Raw genomic sequence first — 18309 nt, 5'->3', positions numbered from 1 at the left:
TATTGTTACAGGCTGTTTTAGGTTCTACCTCTACAGCTGCTTCAATTCCGGGTTCTGTTTTCGTACGCTTAAAATAAGCGACAACGTCCGAAATTCATTAGCACTATACAATTTTTCTTGAATACATTTTTCTACTGCTCTAGAAATCCATTCTGGACTTTCTGTTGCGATTTTTTTGAAAAGTAACAGCTGGTCACGTCGATAGCGACCGTATGTATAACAAACATCTTGAATATATTGCTCTGCGCCTTCATATGGAAATAAAATGAGCAATGGCTGGTCATCCACTGCTTCATATTCTCGTGGCTCATCTATCTTTTCAATTTGATAAAGTTCGCGCATTTTATTTACATATCGCCGAACAGTACTTTCTCCGACTTTAATGTTAGAAAAATTCTCTAGCAGCCAATCGTAGATTTGGGCACCACTTAAGCTTGGATATTCACGTAACCAATTAATCAATCCTGATAAGAATCTAACTTCTTTTTCCGTCCTGTATGACTAAACCCATCCATAGCTTTGTCAAATGACATATCTAAATATTTGTACACAGTATTGCGTGAAATTTTAAGTCTGGGCAATTCTAAATTTCCGTTCACGTAATTGATGTATTTCAATATATAACATAAGCTTTGCCTCCATTAGTACACCCTCCTATAAACTGATATTTCCAGTTCACAAAAACCTATTAATGTGGTGAAAAAGTGATTAAATGGAAACCGATGCTCTCTTAAATGAGGAATACAGATGGTTCTTCCAAAGTAAATTTCTTTTTTTCGTCATCCTGTTTGACATTAAATCCTCTACCATATGTTGTGATGCGTTATGAAATAGGTTCTACTCAATTCTGTAACATCGCCACTCAATATATAGTAGTGTTTTTTGCACCCTTAAGCAAACGCTGTAGAAATATTTGCAAAATCAATGTTTTGAATGAGTTTTAAATCATAGGTAGGGTCAATGCCATGCTTTTTCAGTACGAACTCACCAGCCATCTGTGGCATTCCACCTTTACGCTGCCCTAAAAATGTAGATCCCTTCAATTGATCCCATGAAAAATTATCCATCTTTTCGCGTGCAACTAAAAATGTACCATCTGTTTGTGTTAACTGCGCAAAGTTTTGAATCGGGTCATTAGAGCCTTGGAGCGTTACATATATAGAAGTTTCCGATCCAACTAAGGCGATATCAATCCCATCAGATAGTAACGCCGTCATTGTCTTATCGCCACCCGCAATTGTTTGTAGCTCAACGGAAAGCCCTTCATCCTTGAAGAAGCCTTTTTCAAGTGCTACATACTGCGGCGCATAGAAAATTGAGCGCGTCACTTCTCCAACTTTGACTTTTTCTAGCTCCGTTTTATTACACGCTGTTAAAGAAAGGAGTAATAAAGCAATAACACTAAATAGTAAACTTTTTTTAAGCCAACGCATTCCATTTCCTCCTTAATTGATGAAATAAGCCTATCGACATTAACTTATTCACACTAGAAGATTTCGGTGCCAATCAATTTAGGTTTGAGAGACACAATCGATAGAAATTGGGTTCCGTAGCCAAACGTTTATATGTAGATGGCTTAAAACGATAAAATAAAACAGCCTTAGCAAATTAATGCTAAGGCTGTTTTATTACTTAAAAACTCAATACAAGTTTCACGGTATAGGAGCCAAGCTACTCTCATTGATTGGCAGCTTGTTGCTCTTCTCTTTTTTCACGCCACATACGTGTTTTATATACAATTAAAATTAACGCCGCTACGATGAGACCCTCAATCATAGGTAGGAATAACGCGAAAAATGTCAACATAATACATCCCAGGAATAGGAACGCATAAATGACAATATTTTGAGATAGCTTTAACTTCTTTGCAAAGCCTAATTTATAGACAATTGCAGAAAGTACAAATACAAGAAGAAATACAACGAAGCCTGCAATGTCATAGCTCGGTAAATTTTCATATAAAAATCTTGTTATACCTGCCATTCTCTCATAAACCTTTGTTGTTTCCTCTGAATTTGTTGATGCAGCAACTTGAATAACATTTAGTTCACCCAATAAAGCGGACTTTATATCCAAGACTCCTCTTCCTTTCATGTCAGCGGAAAATTATTGTTCTGCGTTACGTAATTTTTTCGCTGCTTTCTCACGTTCGTTTTTATCTAGAATTTGTTTACGAAGGCGAATAGATTCTGGTGTGATTTCTAAGTACTCGTCATCACCTAAGTATTCAAGCGCTTCTTCTAGTGATAAAATACGTGGCTTTTTAATAACATTCGTTTGGTCTTTGTTTGCTGAACGGATGTTTGTTTTTTGTTTCATTTTTGTGATGTTTACAGTGATATCAGCGTCACGAGTATTTTCTCCAACGATCATACCTTCGTAAATATCTGTACCTGGCTCCAAGAACAGTGTACCACGGTCTTCAATTTGCATCATACCATAAGTTGTTGATTTACCAGTTTCCATTGAAACTAGTACACCTTGGTGACGGCCACCAATTTTTCCTGGTACTAATGGTTGATAGCAATCGAACGTATGGTTGATAATACCGAAACCTTTTGTCATCGACATGAATTCAGTTGTATAACCGATTAATCCACGAGCTGGTACTAAGAACGTTAAACGAACTTGACCACTGCCGTTGTTCACCATATCAAGCATTTCACCTTTACGTGTACCAATTGATTCGATAATTGAACCAACATTTTCTTCAGGCACATCGATTTGAACGCGTTCGAAAGGTTCACATTTCACGCCGTCGATTTCACGCACGATTACTTGTGGTTTTGACACTTGTAATTCGAAGCCTTCACGACGCATGTTTTCGATAAGGATAGATAAGTGAAGCTCCCCACGACCTGAAACTGTCCAAGCATCTGGAGAATCAGTATCTTCAACACGTAAAGATACGTCTGTTTGTAATTGAGCACGTAAACGCTCTTCTACTTTACGAGAAGTAACCCATTTCCCTTCACGACCTGCGAATGGAGAATTGTTTACTAAGAAAGTCATTTGTAAAGTTGGCTCATCAATACGTAATGGCGTTAGCGCGTCTGGATGCTCAACAGGGCAAACTGTTTCACCAACGTTGATGTCTTCCATACCTGAAACGGCGATTAAGTCACCAGCTTTTGCTGTCTCAACTTCTTCACGTTTTAAGCCGAAGAAACCAAAGATTTTCGTTACACGGAAGTTTTTCACTGTTCCGTCTAACTTCATAAGAGATACTTGTTGACCTACAGAAATTGTTCCGCGGAATACGCGACCAATACCGATACGTCCAACGAAGTCATTATAGTCAAGTAAAGCTACTTGGAATTGTAATGGCTCTTCTGAATTATCAATTGGTGCTGGGATAGCTTCGATAATTTTCTCAAATAGACATTTCATATCCGCTTCTTGCTTAGATGGATCAGCATCTAAAGAAGCTGTACCATTTACACCTGAAGCATAGACAACAGGGAATTCTAATTGATCTTCATCTGCACCTAGTTCAATGAATAATTCAAGTACTTCATCTACTACTTCTAGTGGACGAGCTGAATCTTTGTCTACTTTATTAACAACAACGATTGGTGTTAAACGTTGTTCTAATGCTTTTTTCAACACAAAACGTGTTTGTGGCATACAACCCTCATACGCATCGACAACTAGTACAACGCCATCTACCATTTTTAAAATACGTTCTACCTCACCACCGAAGTCAGCGTGTCCAGGCGTATCAAGGATGTTGATACGAGTTCCTTCATAGTTTACTGCTGTATTTTTAGCTAAAATCGTAATACCACGTTCGCGTTCAATATCGTTAGAGTCCATTGCACGTTCTTCAACACGTTCGTTTGAACGGAATGTACCTGATTGTTTTAGTAATTGGTCGACTAAAGTAGTTTTACCATGGTCAACGTGTGCGATAATTGCGATATTGCGAAGATCTTGACGTAAGTTTGTCATTATTCCACTCCATATTCTTTTTTCGAATGTTTAACTGTGATATTATAGCACAAGAAGGATAGAAATGTCCTTATTAGAATTTTCCTCATTCTAAAAAATATATTTGATTTACAAATTTTTAATATAGGAGGCTCGGCTATGAATCGTGCAAAATTCGTAATGGCCATTTACGCATTAGCTGCTGTTTTAGCAATGTGTTCTATCGGGTATTCAGTAGCAATTAGCAGTGTATTAGGTATAATAGCAGGCATTGTGGCTACTTGTGTCATTTTCATGACAGCCTTTAAAATGAAACGTAAACTACGTGAGCAAGGTTTACTATAATAAATGTTGATTGCTTAAGTAAGAAGGAGCCTGTCTAAAAAATAGACGGCTCCTTTTTTATTCATAAGGCACAATATAATTTTCTAATAGCTCTTTGTGTATAGAAGGATTGGCAATGATAAAAGTATCCTGATGTAAAAAGTCAAAGCCCTCTCCATGTAAATTAGTGGTGATGGCACCAACTTCCTTAGCGATAATAGTCCCCCCAGCAATATCCCATGGTGATAGTCGCATCGATACATAAGCATCTAATTTACCACTGACAACAAACGCTATTTCCATTGCCGCTGAACCATATGACCGCGTACCACGTACTTTCCGAACCATTTCAATGACTTTTTCATGGTGAATATGTCGATTGGGTGCTACCCAATGAGCGTTTATACCAATGACCGATTCCTCCATTTTGACTGACTGCAACTTACGTAATGGAGAGTCATTGTACCATGCCCCTTGACCTGCAATAGCATAAAATAAATCTTCACGCATGACATCGAATATGTAACCTAGCTTGCCTACCCCATTAACAAAAATACCGATAGAAATCATAAAATGACGATGTTGTTTCACAAAATTCATCGTGCCATCGATCGGATCAATAATCCATACGACACCTTCTAACGACTCTACTTTCTCTCCCATTCCCTCTTCCCCTAAAATTTTGTGGGTTGGATCGAAACTTCGTATTTTTTCGATAAAAAATAATTCTGTTTCACGGTCAATATTTGTAACAAGGTCATTGGCACCTGATTTTGTCTCAATAATTAGATTGTACGAAAAGGCCTCCCGAATACGTCTCCCCGCTTCAACTATAATACTTTTCGCAAACTGATCAATTTGTTGTAAATCCATAAAAACCCACCCTTCGATTATAAGAAAAGGCCTCACACATTTTTTAACTTTCTCACTACTTAAGGCTTGATTTCTCATGACGTTTTGTTAATACGTAGCACCTAGTACTTCTTTGAAATTAAAACTTCCTATTATGATATACTGTCTATTTTACCCTTTATAGCAATAAAAATCACCTGCTGTCGGAATATTCAGCAAGTGATTTTTCAAATCGGTATAAAATTTTGACTACGCATAGACGTGCAAGCTCTCAAGTTCAAGCTGAATTTCAGCCAGACGTTTTTTACTTTTTTCAATTTCAAACTCATTTTTTTCATTCATTGCCGAAAAGAGTGAGGCTAATTCATAATCTAATTCTAATTGTAAAATGTGTTCATATTGCTTTTCAATGTCGACTTTACGTATAATTTTTACGATAGGTTTCATAAAAATCACTTCCTTTTTTTATTTTTTCACAATAACAACTTCGAGAAAGTTCTTGTTATAAGATTTTTTCCCATTTTCGTAATAAAATAAACCTTATAAATCGAAAGGAGTAAATAAAAAATGACGAAAATAAAATGGACGAATAAAGACTTCAATGTTTTTCAAATAGACGGATTAGAACAGAGAATGGATGCCTTAAATGAATGTGTAAGACCAAAATTCCAAACTCTTGGAGAGGATTTCTCTTCCTTCTTTTCGAGTCATCTTGGAGAGGAATTTTATCCTCATGTTGCGAAGCATGCACGTAGAACAGTAAATCCTCCGAATGATAGCTGGGTTGCCTTCGCTCCGTACAAAAGAGGTTATAAATCATTACCTCACTTTCAGATTGGTCTTTGGAGCACACATTTATTCATCGTCTTAGCTATTATTTATGAAGCTCCACAAAAAAATGTGATGGCAGAACGTTTAATCGCCAACAGAGCAATGCTGCAGCAACTTCCTGATGACTTCATTGTCTCTGGGGATCATATGTCACCAGCAGCAATCTCCATGCAAGATGCAAAGGAAGACAAGCTAGATGCATTACTTATTCGTTTACGCGATGTAAAAAAAGGTGAGTTTTTAGTAGGTCGACATATTCCAAAAGATCAAGCGGTCAAGCTGTCAGCTAGTGAACTTCATCAATTAGCAGAAGATACCTTTAACCGTTTACTCCCTATTTATACCATCATTGTTGGAAAATAAAGTTTGAAGGATTGTGCTTTAAGATTTATGGCATAATAACTAAAAAACAATGTTCCATGATAAATATTTATATATTGTGGAAAATTTACGTCATTATCCCTAGCAAATAAAAATTTGTTTGAGGAATACTTTTATGGATTTGAGTTGAGAAAGTTATTATTTTTTCTCTATTTTTCAAGAAATTTAAAAAAGTTTGATTTTGTTTAAGTAGTATATGAAACACGCTTATTTTTACCACTGGGATGGTGTAAAGGGATCGGATAAAAACAAGAACTGAAATTGTTCCGATAAACTATGATGAGTAGCCTGAAACGAAAATCACCCTCTTTTAAAAGCAAATTTTAAAAATTTCACATTATAAAAGCGCAAGAAATCAACGTTTTTAAAATTGATTTCTCGCGCTTTTTAAGGTTTTGACCAGTTTTATTTATCTACGCTGCTTCGGGGCAACTTTAATAATTGTGCCATCCGTTGCGTCTTTTGTTTGTTTCACAACAGGATAACTGACATAGCCACTCGCTTCTTCAAATTCACGGAAAATTGTTTTTTCCTCGGCCTGTGAAGGAACAATTTCTTTAAAACGACGATATTTCGCCATCATCACTTCACGCTTAATTCCTTTTTCATAAGCTTGTTCAATTCCTTCAAAAAATTGGACAACATCAACAATTTCCTCAGTTGACCAATCCGTCGAAAACGGATAAGAGTATTCCATTGGACATAACCACCTTTATGTTATTGACCCGATACAAAAAACATATACATTTCTTAAAAAATGTAGACATCTCTACAGTGACACAACTTATATCTTTTGACTTTCGCTTTTGTGTCTTCCTTATTCTCCGAGCCTAGTTTCGCCTAAGCTACTGCCAATTAGTATGGCTCTCCAAAGGCGATTACAATACGAGATGGCTTGGTTTTCACAATCTCATTAGAACACTGATGTAAATGATTTGTTCGTATGTCGTTAAGCCCATTTTACCCGGATACTCTCTGCTTCTGCAACCATTCGAGTGATCAGCTCCTCGACAGTTGGAATATCATGGATCATTCCTGTAACTTGTCCAGCCCAGCCAATGCCTTCTTCTTTTTCACCCTCATAAATAAAACGTTTATTTGCTTTCCCGCTAATATAATCTTTTAATGCCTCATACGTAGGTGTAGTGCGCTCAATTTCTAAAATCTTTTCCGTAAATTCACTGCGTAACGCTCTTGCTGGTGCACCTATAGAGCGTTTTATAACAGTCGTATCTGCCTCGGTGCTTGCGAGTAATGCTTCTTTATATGCCTCAGAGGCATCAACACATTCCTTTGTCGCAATAAAACGTGTACCCATTTCAATTCCCTCTGCTCCCAGTGCATGAGCTGCTATCCAGCCACGGCCATCACCAATACCACCAGAGGCAATAACAGGTATTTTCACACTATCTACAACTTGTGGCACGAGCACCATTGTCCCTATATCATCGCGTCCAAGATGACCTCCACCCTCTTGTCCAACAACCATAACAGCATCTGCGCCTAGTTCTTCCGCCTTTTGAGCTTGTCTACGTGCAGCAACAAGAACTAATTTTTTAATATCCGTTCCTTCCAAAATATCAAAAATTGGTGCAGGATTCCCGCCAGTCATTGTAACAACGGGTACTTTTTCTTCCACCGCAACGCGCACCATTTCCTCATAACCAGTGCCATACATACCAATTGCAAAATTTACGCCAAACGGTTTATCCGTTAATGTTCGTACTTTATGAATCTCTGCGCGCAATAAGTCAGGATCCCGTAAACTCATCGCTGTTATTTGCCCTAGCCCCCCAGCATTCGACACCGCTGCTGCTAAATCAGCATAGGCTAAATAGGCTAATCCCCCTTGTATTATTGGATATTTAATATTTAAAAGCTCCGTCACACGCGTATTCCAATTCATAGTACCTCCCCTTTCCTACGATAACTAATTTCTCTAAATTATCAAAAAAACCTTTATTTTTTATTTTTTTCTGTAAAGTCTATTTTTTCGTGCAATTAGGTGCTATAATTCTTTTGTTTTGTTAGATATTAAAAAGTGAGGTGGTACCTGCGTTGTCACAACTAGAGACTCCATTGTTCGACGTATTATTAAAACATCGGAACAGACACCCAATTCAATTCCATATTCCAGGCCATAAGAAAGGTCAAGGTATGGATCCTGCGTTTCGGGAATTCGTCGGCGACAACGTTTTATCAATCGATTTAATTAATATTGCTCCACTAGACGATTTACATTCACCAAAGGGCGCCATTAAAGAAGCGCAAGCACTTGCTGCACAAGCCTTTGGTGCTGATCATACATTCTTTTCCGTTCAAGGTACTAGTGGCGCCATTATGGCGATGATTCTGACCGTCGTCGGTCCAGGTGATAAAATTCTAGTACCACGGAATGTTCATAAATCCATTATGTCGGCGATTGTTTTCGCTGGAGCAATCCCGATTTTTATTCATCCTGAAGTAGATAGTGAATACGGTATTTCTCATGGAATATCGCCTGAAGCTGTTGAAAAAGCTTTAAATGCTTATCCAGATACAAAAGCAGTACTTGTAATTAATCCAACGTACTTCGGCTTCTCCGCAGACTTAAAGCGTATTGTAGAAATAGTCCATACACGTAATATTCCGGTAATTGTCGATGAAGCACATGGTGTACACATTAAATTTCATGATGACCTCCCTTACTCCGCAATGGAAGCCGGGGCTGATATGGCTGCAACAAGCGTACACAAACTTGGTGGCTCTATGACTCAAACGTCTATTTTAAATGTTCGTGAAGGTCTTGTTTCTGCCAAACGTGTACAAGCTGTTCTGTCGATGCTAACAACGACATCGACATCTTACCCATTACTTGCTTCTCTTGACACAGCACGACGTCAGCTGGCAATCCATGGTTATGATTTAATTGGTGATGCACTTCGCTTGGCAAAGGATGCGCGTAAACGCATTAACCAAATTCCACATATAAAATGTGCTGGTAAAGAAAAATTAAATTCATCAGCAACTTATGATATGGACCCTTTAAAGCTACTAATAAGTGTTAAAGATTTAGGCATCTCTGGTCATCAAGCTGAAGAATGGCTTCGTCACAACGCAAATATTGAAGTAGAATTATCGGACCTATACAATATTTTATGTTTAGTGACACTAGGTGATACGAAAAAGGAAATTAATCTCCTCATCAATGCTCTTAGTCGTATGTCAAAAGCATTCAATTCAGAAGCTACTATTACTGAGGCAATGGTTAATGTACCGGATATTCCTGCACTTGCCATGTCACCACGCGATGCATTTTATGCAGATACTGAAGTTGTTCCTCTTGAAGAGGCAGATAATTGTATTTGTGCAGAATTCGTTATGGTATATCCCCCAGGTATTCCGATTTTTATTCCCGGGGAAATAATTACACAAGAGAATATTCGTTATATACAAATGAATATTGAAGCTGGTTTACCTGTACAAGGACCAGAAGATACAACATTAAAAACGATTCGCGTCATAAAAGAACGCAAACCTATTATTTAATAGCAAAGCTACCTCTTTCTGAGGTAGCTTTTTGTTTCGAATCAATACTGATAATAGAACCAAGAAGAGAGCATAGCGAATACAGGGAAAATAAGCCACCAATACTTCCATAAAAAATCACCAACAGTTTTATGATCGGATTGATTTGAATCAGAAACTACAGGTGTTTGATATTTTTCTTCACCTGTAATAAGTTGGTCTAAAGAAATTTCATATAAATCACTTAACCTTCTCAAATTATCAATATCCGGATAACCTTTTCCTAACTCCCATTTTGAAACGGATTGCCTTGAAATATTTAAAAAGCCTGCGACATCATCCTGTGTATACTTATGTTGTTCTCTCAATTCTTTTAAACGGTTTTCTAAATTCATTGAATTTCACCTCCAATTTATTGGATTTGAACAAATATTACTGGATTAATACACTTTATTCTAGAAGTTGTTATTTGCTAATTCGCAACGCATAGTTGCTCTCATGAACGAAGCAAAAAATTCGATTGTAGCGCTTGCTTCGCTTACAATATATATAATCAATTATGCCTCGGCATAATTGCGTCCAGAATCGGCTTTGTGCTTAGGCCTGCACGAGGGCCGACACGATGTCGGTCATTTCGGTAATGCCACAGGACGTGGCGTTTTTACCGATGCAGGTCAGTTAGCCGTTATCGCATGGATGCGATGATTTTAGGCTAACATCCCCTAAGAACTCCTTTCCGATTCCTTGACATCCGCTGAAAGAACTTAATGGGAGTGATAGGATTGAACACATGGGATCAACGATTTAACACAATCGAATACGTTTATGGTGAGCAACCAAATGCTTTTATAGAAGACTATGTTCACTACTTAGAAGATTATACAAACGTGGCTGCATACGCAGAAGGTGAAGGTCGCAATGCAGTATTTTTAGCTTTACAAGGCCATACAGTAACTGCCTTTGATTATGCTGAAAGCGGTCTTGAAAAAACAAATCAGCTTGCAGAAAAGCATAATGTTGCTGTTCATACAAAGCTTACTGACCTACTTGAAGATGAACTACCAATCGAAACGTTTGATGCTGCTATTATGGTGTTTGGACATTTTCCGGCTGAGCACCAACAAGAAGTGTTTAAGAAGATTGTCGATTCCGTAAAGTCTGGCGGTCGTATTATGATGGAACTTTATTCAATTTATCAACTACCCTACGCCTCAGGTGGCCCAAGACAGCTTGATTTTTTATATGATCCATTAGATATTCTAAAATGGTGTCAGCCTTATAAAATCATTCATTTTTTCACAGGTGAACAAGTGCGAAATGAAGGTAAGCTCCACACAGGCCTTGCTCATACCATTCAGTTTATTATCGAAAAAAGTTAAAAAAAGCTATATACAGATTCTGTATATAGCTTTTTCACAAGAATAAATAAACAAATAATGGACATAAAAATGCGCCAATAATTGCAGTTAAGGCCATAGATAATGAGCCTACTGATAATTCTTGTTCTCCGTATTCTCTTAATTTAACAAGACCAACACCGTGTGAAGCGCTACCTACCGCAACACCTCTACTAACGGCGGAGTCAATTTTGCCGTATTTAATGACTAATGGTCCTATAATAGCGCCTACAAACCCTGCCAGCATGACAAGCACAGCTGTTAAAGGTGGTATGCCTCCAATTGTCTCACTCACCTGCATACCTACAGGTGTCGTTAACGATTTAGGTAATGCTGTCAGCAACCAGCTTTTATTAACACCAATCCATTTCAGCATAATAAATATTGTCACTAAACCTGTAATCATGGCAATAAATATACCTGACAAAATTGCATATTTATATTTCATAATAATCTTACGCTGGTTATATAAAGGATAAGCAAGTGCTACAACTGCTGGACCTAGCATTTTTTGTAGCCATTCACCACCCTCCATATATGTAGAGTATGGAATATTAAAGATTACTAACATAATTGCACTGACGATAGTTGTCGTCACTAGCGGAATCATTAAAGGATGAGGGAAACGTTGATAAAGTTTTGTAAATAATACGAATAACACAACGGTACTAACGACAACAATAATTTCAATCAACCGTTAATTCCCCCTCTCCTTCTTCTACAATGGCTTCTGTTTCTTTTTTAGTCAGCTCTTTTTTCTCAACAATTTGACTAAGTAATCCCGTCACATAAATAGAGATTAGCGTACTTGCAATAACGGCTAGCATAATCAATAGACCAGTTGTTGAAACAAGTTCAGGGTAGTCAATCACTCCTACTGTTGCAGGAATGAAAAACAAGGTTAATACGCCAATTAAAAAACCTGCTCCATCTTGAATGTATTCTACTTTAATTATTTTTAAATGGAGTGAAAGTGCTAATAATAGTAATCCAATTACACTTCCGGGAAGAGGTACCTGTAGTAAAGTAACAATACCGACGCCCATGTAATAAAAGATATTGAGTATCCCAATCTGGACAATAATTCGAACAACTCTCTTTAACATCGCAACAAAATTTTCGTTCAACATTTCGCCACATTCCCCCCATTACGTCCATTCTACAACTGCAGGAATTTTCTGTCTATTATAATTTTAGAAAAACAATAGAAAAAAACCTACAATAGAAACAATATTTCAACAAAACATACTATTTAGGTACACGTATCTTTCTACTATTTCTAAATACAAAAATAATTAAATGCTCCTCAACTCTATCAACCTTTGAATCCCTTTTATAGTTTTTGAACAACCATAGATTATAGAACATATTAGCTGTTATTATAGATTTACTATTTCGAATTTTCTAAATTCCTATAAAAGGAGATGAATATCTATTATAAAACCATTAAAATTACAAACACGCTTTGCCTACTATAGTAGTTTTTTCATTCTAATCATTGTAGTCTTTGCTGGCTTATTATTTTATTTAACAATTTCCGATGCACTGCAAACACAACTTGGAAAAAGAGCACTTTATTTAGCAGAAACAACTGCTGATCGTGGTGATGTTTTAGCTGCGTTTAAAACAGATAATCCAACTGAAGCACTTCAAAAAATCAGCATCACTATTATGAACACAACAGAAGCTGCTTATGTAGTTATTGGCGATAAAAATGGGATTCGTTATTCCCATCCGATTACTGAACGAATTGGCAAACCCATGGTTGGTGACGACAATGACCGTGCATTATTAGATGGAGAATCCTATATTTCGATTGCAAATGGCTCTATGGGTGAGTCAATTCGAGGTAAAGCACCTGTGTTAGATACGGATGGAACGGTTCTCGGTGTCGTTTCAATTGGCTACTTAACAAGTGAATTAGACCATCTATATTTGCAATATCTCGACAACATTTTTTATATTATGATGATTGCCTTAATAATTGGTATTCTCTGTTCCGTTTTTTTATCTCGTAGCATCAAAAAACAAATTTTTAATCTCGAACCAAATGAAATCGCCAATCTTTTCACAGAGAAAAATGCATTGATTGAATCTGTACGAGAAGCAATTATTACTGTTAATCATAAAGGTGAAATTACAACTCTGAACAATGCCGCAGCTAAAATTCTGCATTTATCTGACAAAGATTCCGTAATTGGCGAAAATATTAAATATTATGTTCCAAATACTCACCTTCTTGAAGTACTTACTTATGGAAAAAAACAACACGATAAACCAATGATTATTAATGGAAATGAAGTAATTGTGAACCGCGTGCCCATAAAGATGAAAGGTAAAATTGTTGGCGCTGTTGCTAGTTTTCGTTTGCAGTCTGAAATTGACCAGCTAGCGATCGAATTATCTCAAGTGAAGCAGTATACCGAAGCCTTACGTTCACAAACACATGAGTTTAACAATATTCTCTATACAATATCTGGGCTAATTCAATTGAATGCCTCAGATGAAGCTTTATCTATTATTCATAAAGAGGTACAAGGACAATCCTCATTAACTCAGTTCATTACAAATCGTGTCAAAGATCCATTTTTAAATGGACTTATTATTGGATTTTTCAATCGAGCCCGGGAATTAAAAGTCAAACTTATTTTCGATGAAGACAGTTATATAGAAACATTGCCTGAAAACATCGAAAAAAGTCTCATCATTTCCATCATGGGTAATTTGTTGACAAATGCTTTTGAAGAGGTTGAGAAAAACAAAGATCGGCCACCAATTGTTAGACTTTTTGTTTTTGACAATGGCGAAGAAATTGTAATAGAGGTTGAAGATTCAGGGAACGGCATAGCACAAGAAAAGCTAGAAATACTCTTCTTAGAAAATATTTCGACAAAAGATACAAAATTTAGAGGATACGGTTTACGTAAAGTTATCTCAAGTGTTCATGAATTAAACGGCACACTAGCTCTTGGAGAAGGAGATTTAAGCGGGGCTTTATTCATTGTATCTATTAACAAAGGGGGCAATTTAGAAGATGCAAAGTATTGAAGTATTGATTATAGAGGATGATGTACGTGTGGCGGACGTGCATCGGCGTTTTTTAGAAAAAATTGAAGGATTTCATGTCATTGCCTGTGCAAATACCGGTGAGGAGGCACTAGACTGGCTCATGTCTTTTTCTCCGCAACTTATTCTATTAGATGTTTTTTTACCTGATATTCTTGGTGTTGATTTGATTGATAAAATCCAAGAGCTTCGACCATTTACTAACATTATTTTGATTACAGCCGCAACAGAGGCGCATATTGTGCATGACGCTTATCGAAAAAATGTGACGGACTATATTTTAAAACCCTTTACTTTCGAGCAATTGAAGGAAAGTATCGAAAAATACCGCTTGAAACATGTTATTTTACAAAATGATGAAAAATTCACACAAGAAAAAATTGAACAGCTCTGGCCAAAAGCACCTTCCAATGAAAAAGTAAAATTATCATTATTGCCAAAGGGGATCGATCCAACAACAATGAATTATGTAATCAGTTATTTAAATACAATCGAAGATGGTACCACTGCAGAAGTACTAGGAAAAAATATCGGGGTTAGCCGTTCTACAGCTCGGCGTTATTTAGAATTTCTCGTTACGCAAAGACAGGCACATACTGAACTTATTTATGGTACCGTCGGTCGACCAGAGCGTAGATACTTCATCACTCAATAAAGCGAAACTTTTAGCAGGGGTTTTTCTTCATCCCTACTAATTATTAGTTTTCACCAATCGGGCTTTCACGCACAGTCAATCGCCCACCAAACTTCTTCTTTCGGTACAGATAATTTACTAATTGTTAATGCAGAATAAACTTTATGATCAAAATGAAATAAATTATCATTATTATCACAACATTGTTATTGTCAGAATATACGGTAAATTTATGGTAGCGCTCGCAATTCCAGCGCTACCATATTTCTTTTACAAGGGGGATTTCTTATGTGGAAAACATGGATGAAATTTGCAACAGCTGCACTTTTATTAGCTACTTTAGCAGGCTGTACTTCTTCAGATTCTTCAAGCGATGAGGGCACAGAAGAAAAGAAAGTAAGCAATTATCCAAAAAACAATATTACGATTGTTGCTCCTTCTGGCGCTGGAGGTGGCTGGGATCTAACAGCACGTGCAATTTCTAAAACGATGAATGATACGAAACTTATTGAAAAACCAATTCAAGTCGAAAACAAACCTGGTGGCGGAGGCGCAGTATTTATGGCTACTTTTGCAACTAAAGAATCTAATAATGACTACATGCTAATGGTAAAATCACCACCTATTTTGATTAATCATGAAAAAGCTGAAGGAAACAGTAAATTTGGTTACAAGGATACAACGCCAATAGCACAGTTAACGCGTGACTATGGTGCAATTGTTGTTAAAAAGGATTCGCCTTACAAAACCCTAAATGACATGTTAAATGCTTTAAAAACTAATCCACAAAATGTAACACTTGCAGGAGGATCTTCACCTGGTTCCATGGATCATTTGATAGGTATTATTCCGGCATTTAAATCAGGAATCGATTTAAAAACAGTTAAATACGTTTCTTATGATGGTGGTGGTGAAGCTGTTGCCGCGCTTTTAGGAGGTAATGCCGATGTAATTGCCACAGATGCCTCGACAATTGCAACTTATGTAAAATCAGGTGATGTCCGCGTACTAGCAGTCAGTTCTTCAGATCGTTTAGAAGGTGAACTAGCCGATGTACCAACATTTAAAGAAGCAGGTATTGATGAAGAGTTTACAATTTGGCGCGGTATTTTTGGTCCGAAAAATATGTCAAAAGATGCTTTTGCATACTGGTCCGAAAAATTACAAGCAATGGTAGAAACGGATGAGTGGAAATCTGAAGTAGCGCGTAATGGCTGGCAAAGTGAGTACCGCAATGCTGAAGAATTCACAAAGTATTTAGATCAACAAAATAAAATAATCGTTGAACTTTTAACAGCCTTAGGTATGCAAAAATAAAGAAAAGCGACTTTAATAGTCGCTTTTCTCAAGGGGAGGATAAAACGTTTGAGCCAAACTTTCGATAAAATTTCGAGTATTGCATTTTTCATCATTGGTATTTTATTTATCACAGAAGCAACACAAATTTCTGATAGTGCATATGGATCCACAGTTGGACCCAAATCATTTCCTTTGGGATTAGGTATAGTTCTAATTTTACTAAGTTTACGGCTCTTCTACGAGACATGGAAACAAGCTGCGAAGTCAAAAATAGTGAGAAACACAAAAACATCATCACAAACAACACCCATTGAACTAAAGAAGTTTCTAATACTATTTATTAGTGCGATTGCCTATGTATTTTTTCTTGAAATAGTAGGTTACGTTATTACAACATTTATCTTTTTATTAATCGGTTTCCAAACGATGGAACGAGGAAAAATATTAGCTTCTATTAGTATTTCAGTCGCTTTTTCAGTTGGCATTTATTATGTATTTTCAGTTATTTTAGGAGGATCTTTGCCTAGTTTCCCAACTTTTTAATGTAAAGGAGTGAAAACATGACAACATTGCAATTTCTAGCAGATGGCTTTGCAGTTGCCTTTCAATGGCAAAATTTATTATTTGCGTTCGTCGGTGTTATTATCGGAACTGCGGTTGGAGTACTTCCTGGAATAGGTCCAATGAGTGGAGTTGCTTTACTCATTCCAGTTACTGCAACACTTACTTCAGGGCTACCAACTGAAGCTGCCGCTGCAAGTTCCATTATTTTACTTGCAGGCGTATATTACGGAGCTATGTACGGCGGCTCAACTACTTCTATCTTATTGAATACACCCGGAGAATCTTCTTCTGTTGTTACAACACTAGATGGTTATCAAATGGCTAAACAAGGTCGTGCCGGTAGTGCTCTTGCTATTGCGGCGATTGGCTCATTTTGCGCAGGCATTATAGCATTGCTTGGCCTTGTACTATTAGCAAAGCCTTTATCAAGTATCGCATTAAAATTCGGCCCTGCTGAATATTTTTCTTTAATGCTATTAGGTCTTGCCGCAGTTAGTGGACTAGCTGGGCGCTCGATTACAAAAGCTTTAATCATGACGGTGCTTGGTTTAATGATTGGTACAATCGGGATTGATGCTGTATCTGGAATCGAACGTTTTACATTTGGTCAACCAACACTGTTCTCTGGGATTGAATTTTTGACAATTGCAGTTGGTTTATTTGCCTTAGGTGAAGTATTCAAAACAATACTTGAAAAAGACAACGATGACGGTCAAATTGCGAAGATTAATCGCGTTTTCCCAACAAAGCAAGATTTTAAAGATAGTATGGTACCCATTGCACGTGGCTCATTTTTAGGATTTTTCATTGGTGTCTTACCAGGGGCTGGAGCAACTCTTGCTTCTTTCTTTTCTTATATTACCGAGAAAAAATTCAGTAAAACACCAGAGCAATTCGGTAAAGGTCATATTGCTGGTGTAGCTGGACCTGAATCAGCGAACAACGCAGCTTCGGGTGGCGCAATGATTCCATTATTAACATTAGGTATCCCTGGTTCTGGAACTACCGCTATTTTAATGGGGGCACTCATTATGTATAATATTCAGCCTGGTCCCTTACTTTTCGACGAGCATCCTGAAGTGGCTTGGGGTTTAATCGCGAGTATGTTTATCGGTAACTTAATGTTATTAATTTTGAATATGCCACTTGTTCGTGTTTTTGCAAAGGTCATTGAAACTCCAAAGAAATATTTATTACCTATAATAATAGCTATATCATTCTTTGGCGTTTATGCTGTTCAATATACGACGTTCGATTTATATTTATTACTTGCCTGTGGTATACTCGGATATCTTTTCGCCAAAAACGACTATCCTGTAGCACCGCTAGTACTAGCCCTAGTTTTAGGCCCTATGATCGAGAACAATATGCGTCGCGCTTTAACTATTTCAAATGGTGATTTCTCAATTTTTGTAAGTAAGCCATTATCATTAGTATTTCTAATTGTTGCAGTGTCTTGGTTACTCATACCGATCTTTATGAAAATGCGTGGTAAAAATGTCATTATTAATGAAGAAGAATAAA

19 protein-coding genes and 1 pseudogene are annotated in these 18309 nt (G+C 37.0%); 9 read left to right on the top strand and 11 right to left on the bottom strand.

What is annotated here, in order from left to right:
* Positions 1-30 precede the first annotated feature (30 nt).
* The 4 genes and pseudogenes from ACQKN4_RS02275 to typA all read right to left on the bottom strand — a co-directional run bounded on the left by ACQKN4_RS02275 (position 31) and on the right by typA (position 3951).
* Complete coding sequence (locus ACQKN4_RS02275) at positions 31-462, bottom strand: hypothetical protein (RefSeq protein ID WP_427482030.1); 432 nt, start codon at positions 460-462, stop codon at positions 31-33.
* Positions 463-893: 431 nt separating this feature from the next.
* Positions 894-1433, bottom strand: a pseudogene (locus ACQKN4_RS02270) (ABC transporter substrate-binding protein); the annotation flags it as partial.
* A 244-nt stretch (positions 1434-1677) separates the two neighbouring features.
* Positions 1678-2076, bottom strand: a complete 399-nt coding sequence (locus ACQKN4_RS02265) for a YlaH-like family protein (RefSeq protein WP_079559724.1) — start codon at positions 2074-2076, stop codon at positions 1678-1680.
* 30 nt (positions 2077-2106) lie between these two features.
* On the bottom strand, positions 2107-3951 hold the full coding sequence (gene typA, locus ACQKN4_RS02260; RefSeq protein WP_079559723.1) for a translational GTPase TypA: 1845 nt from the start codon (positions 3949-3951) through the stop codon (positions 2107-2109).
* 138 nt (positions 3952-4089) lie between these two features.
* On the opposite strand from typA, the gene ACQKN4_RS02255 reads away from it, so the two are divergent.
* Positions 4090-4275, top strand: coding sequence for a DUF5325 family protein (locus ACQKN4_RS02255; RefSeq protein WP_079559722.1), 186 nt, complete (start codon positions 4090-4092; stop codon positions 4273-4275).
* A gap of 57 nt (positions 4276-4332) precedes the next feature.
* Here ACQKN4_RS02255 and ACQKN4_RS02250 read toward each other — a convergent pair whose 3' ends face one another.
* Entirely contained in the window at positions 4333-5127 is a 795-nt protein-coding gene (locus ACQKN4_RS02250) for an inositol monophosphatase family protein (RefSeq protein WP_079559721.1), read from the bottom strand.
* Between the two features lie 228 nt (positions 5128-5355).
* Complete coding sequence (locus ACQKN4_RS02245; RefSeq protein ID WP_079559720.1) at positions 5356-5553, bottom strand: hypothetical protein; 198 nt, start codon at positions 5551-5553, stop codon at positions 5356-5358.
* A 120-nt stretch (positions 5554-5673) separates the two neighbouring features.
* On the opposite strand from ACQKN4_RS02245, the gene ACQKN4_RS02240 reads away from it, so the two are divergent.
* Entirely contained in the window at positions 5674-6300 is a 627-nt protein-coding gene (locus ACQKN4_RS02240; RefSeq protein WP_427482027.1) for a YktB family protein, read from the top strand.
* Positions 6301-6727: 427 nt separating this feature from the next.
* On the opposite strand, the gene ACQKN4_RS02235 is transcribed toward ACQKN4_RS02240, so the two are convergent.
* Positions 6728-7015: a UPF0223 family protein gene (locus ACQKN4_RS02235; RefSeq protein ID WP_079559718.1), complete on the bottom strand. Its 288-nt coding sequence runs from the start codon at positions 7013-7015 to the stop codon at positions 6728-6730.
* 252 nt (positions 7016-7267) lie between these two features.
* Positions 7268-8224 carry an NAD(P)H-dependent flavin oxidoreductase gene (locus ACQKN4_RS02230; protein WP_427482025.1) on the bottom strand — a complete coding sequence of 319 codons (957 nt, stop codon included), beginning with the start codon at positions 8222-8224 and terminating at the stop codon, positions 7268-7270.
* Between the two features lie 152 nt (positions 8225-8376).
* On the opposite strand from ACQKN4_RS02230, the gene ACQKN4_RS02225 reads away from it, so the two are divergent.
* Positions 8377-9846 (top strand): aminotransferase class I/II-fold pyridoxal phosphate-dependent enzyme, encoded by a 1470-nt coding sequence (locus ACQKN4_RS02225; protein WP_079559716.1) that lies wholly within the window; start codon positions 8377-8379, stop codon positions 9844-9846.
* Positions 9847-9887: 41 nt separating this feature from the next.
* Here the strand turns inward: ACQKN4_RS02225 and ACQKN4_RS02220 are convergent, their stop codons facing one another.
* Positions 9888-10220 (bottom strand): helix-turn-helix transcriptional regulator, encoded by a 333-nt coding sequence (locus ACQKN4_RS02220; protein ID WP_079559715.1) that lies wholly within the window; start codon positions 10218-10220, stop codon positions 9888-9890.
* Between the two features lie 387 nt (positions 10221-10607).
* Between ACQKN4_RS02220 and ACQKN4_RS02215 the strand changes: the two genes are divergently transcribed.
* On the top strand, positions 10608-11204 hold the full coding sequence (locus tag ACQKN4_RS02215; RefSeq protein ID WP_427482023.1) for a class I SAM-dependent methyltransferase: 597 nt from the start codon (positions 10608-10610) through the stop codon (positions 11202-11204).
* A gap of 34 nt (positions 11205-11238) precedes the next feature.
* On the opposite strand, the gene ACQKN4_RS02210 is transcribed toward ACQKN4_RS02215, so the two are convergent.
* Both ACQKN4_RS02210 and ACQKN4_RS02205 read right to left on the bottom strand, forming a co-directional pair.
* On the bottom strand, positions 11239-11916 hold the full coding sequence (locus ACQKN4_RS02210) for an LrgB family protein (protein ID WP_079559713.1): 678 nt from the start codon (positions 11914-11916) through the stop codon (positions 11239-11241).
* Positions 11909-12352, bottom strand: a complete 444-nt coding sequence (locus ACQKN4_RS02205) for a CidA/LrgA family protein (protein WP_079559712.1) — start codon at positions 12350-12352, stop codon at positions 11909-11911. Before ACQKN4_RS02205 ends, ACQKN4_RS02210 begins: the two co-directional genes overlap by 8 nt.
* Positions 12353-12650: 298 nt before the next feature.
* On the opposite strand from ACQKN4_RS02205, the gene ACQKN4_RS02200 reads away from it, so the two are divergent.
* From ACQKN4_RS02200 to ACQKN4_RS02180, 5 genes are all read left to right on the top strand, one after another.
* Positions 12651-14270, top strand: a complete 1620-nt coding sequence (locus tag ACQKN4_RS02200; protein ID WP_346426979.1) for a sensor histidine kinase — start codon at positions 12651-12653, stop codon at positions 14268-14270.
* Positions 14257-14943 carry a response regulator gene (locus ACQKN4_RS02195; RefSeq protein ID WP_427482020.1) on the top strand — a complete coding sequence of 229 codons (687 nt, stop codon included), beginning with the start codon at positions 14257-14259 and terminating at the stop codon, positions 14941-14943. Before ACQKN4_RS02200 ends, ACQKN4_RS02195 begins: the two co-directional genes overlap by 14 nt.
* A 267-nt stretch (positions 14944-15210) precedes the next feature.
* Positions 15211-16239, top strand: coding sequence for a tripartite tricarboxylate transporter substrate binding protein (locus ACQKN4_RS02190; protein WP_079559709.1), 1029 nt, complete (start codon positions 15211-15213; stop codon positions 16237-16239).
* 48 nt (positions 16240-16287) lie between these two features.
* Positions 16288-16764 carry a tripartite tricarboxylate transporter TctB family protein gene (locus ACQKN4_RS02185; RefSeq protein WP_079559708.1) on the top strand — a complete coding sequence of 159 codons (477 nt, stop codon included), beginning with the start codon at positions 16288-16290 and terminating at the stop codon, positions 16762-16764.
* 17 nt (positions 16765-16781) lie between these two features.
* On the top strand, positions 16782-18308 hold the full coding sequence (locus tag ACQKN4_RS02180) for a tripartite tricarboxylate transporter permease (RefSeq protein ID WP_079559707.1): 1527 nt from the start codon (positions 16782-16784) through the stop codon (positions 18306-18308).
* Position 18309: the final 1 nt, after the last annotated feature.

The organism is Lysinibacillus sp. NPDC093692, assembly GCF_050280125.1.
Taxonomy (GTDB): domain Bacteria; phylum Bacillota; class Bacilli; order Bacillales_A; family Planococcaceae; genus Lysinibacillus.
The sequence above is the reverse complement of the archived record's forward strand: the minus strand, read 5'-3'. Positions and strand labels throughout refer to the sequence as shown.

Bases quoted from the DNA above. Each gene is read 5' to 3' on its own strand.
- ACQKN4_RS02180 (WP_079559707.1), top strand. From the start codon at position 16,782: ATGACAACATTGCAATTTCTAGCAGATGGCTTTGCAGTTGCCTTTCAA.
- ACQKN4_RS02255 (WP_079559722.1), top strand. From the start codon at position 4,090: ATGAATCGTGCAAAATTCGTAATGGCCATTTACGCATTAGCTGCTGTT.
- ACQKN4_RS02195 (WP_427482020.1), top strand. From the start codon at position 14,257: ATGCAAAGTATTGAAGTATTGATTATAGAGGATGATGTACGTGTGGCG.
- typA (WP_079559723.1), bottom strand. From the start codon at position 3,951: ATGACAAACTTACGTCAAGATCTTCGCAATATCGCAATTATCGCACAC.
- ACQKN4_RS02250 (WP_079559721.1), bottom strand. From the start codon at position 5,127: ATGGATTTACAACAAATTGATCAGTTTGCGAAAAGTATTATAGTTGAA.
- ACQKN4_RS02205 (WP_079559712.1), bottom strand. From the start codon at position 12,352: ATGTTGAACGAAAATTTTGTTGCGATGTTAAAGAGAGTTGTTCGAATT.
- ACQKN4_RS02235 (WP_079559718.1), bottom strand. From the start codon at position 7,015: ATGGAATACTCTTATCCGTTTTCGACGGATTGGTCAACTGAGGAAATT.
- ACQKN4_RS02220 (WP_079559715.1), bottom strand. From the start codon at position 10,220: ATGAATTTAGAAAACCGTTTAAAAGAATTGAGAGAACAACATAAGTAT.
- ACQKN4_RS02240 (WP_427482027.1), top strand. From the start codon at position 5,674: ATGACGAAAATAAAATGGACGAATAAAGACTTCAATGTTTTTCAAATA.
- ACQKN4_RS02245 (WP_079559720.1), bottom strand. From the start codon at position 5,553: ATGAAACCTATCGTAAAAATTATACGTAAAGTCGACATTGAAAAGCAA.
- ACQKN4_RS02230 (WP_427482025.1), bottom strand. From the start codon at position 8,224: ATGAATTGGAATACGCGTGTGACGGAGCTTTTAAATATTAAATATCCA.
- ACQKN4_RS02190 (WP_079559709.1), top strand. From the start codon at position 15,211: ATGTGGAAAACATGGATGAAATTTGCAACAGCTGCACTTTTATTAGCT.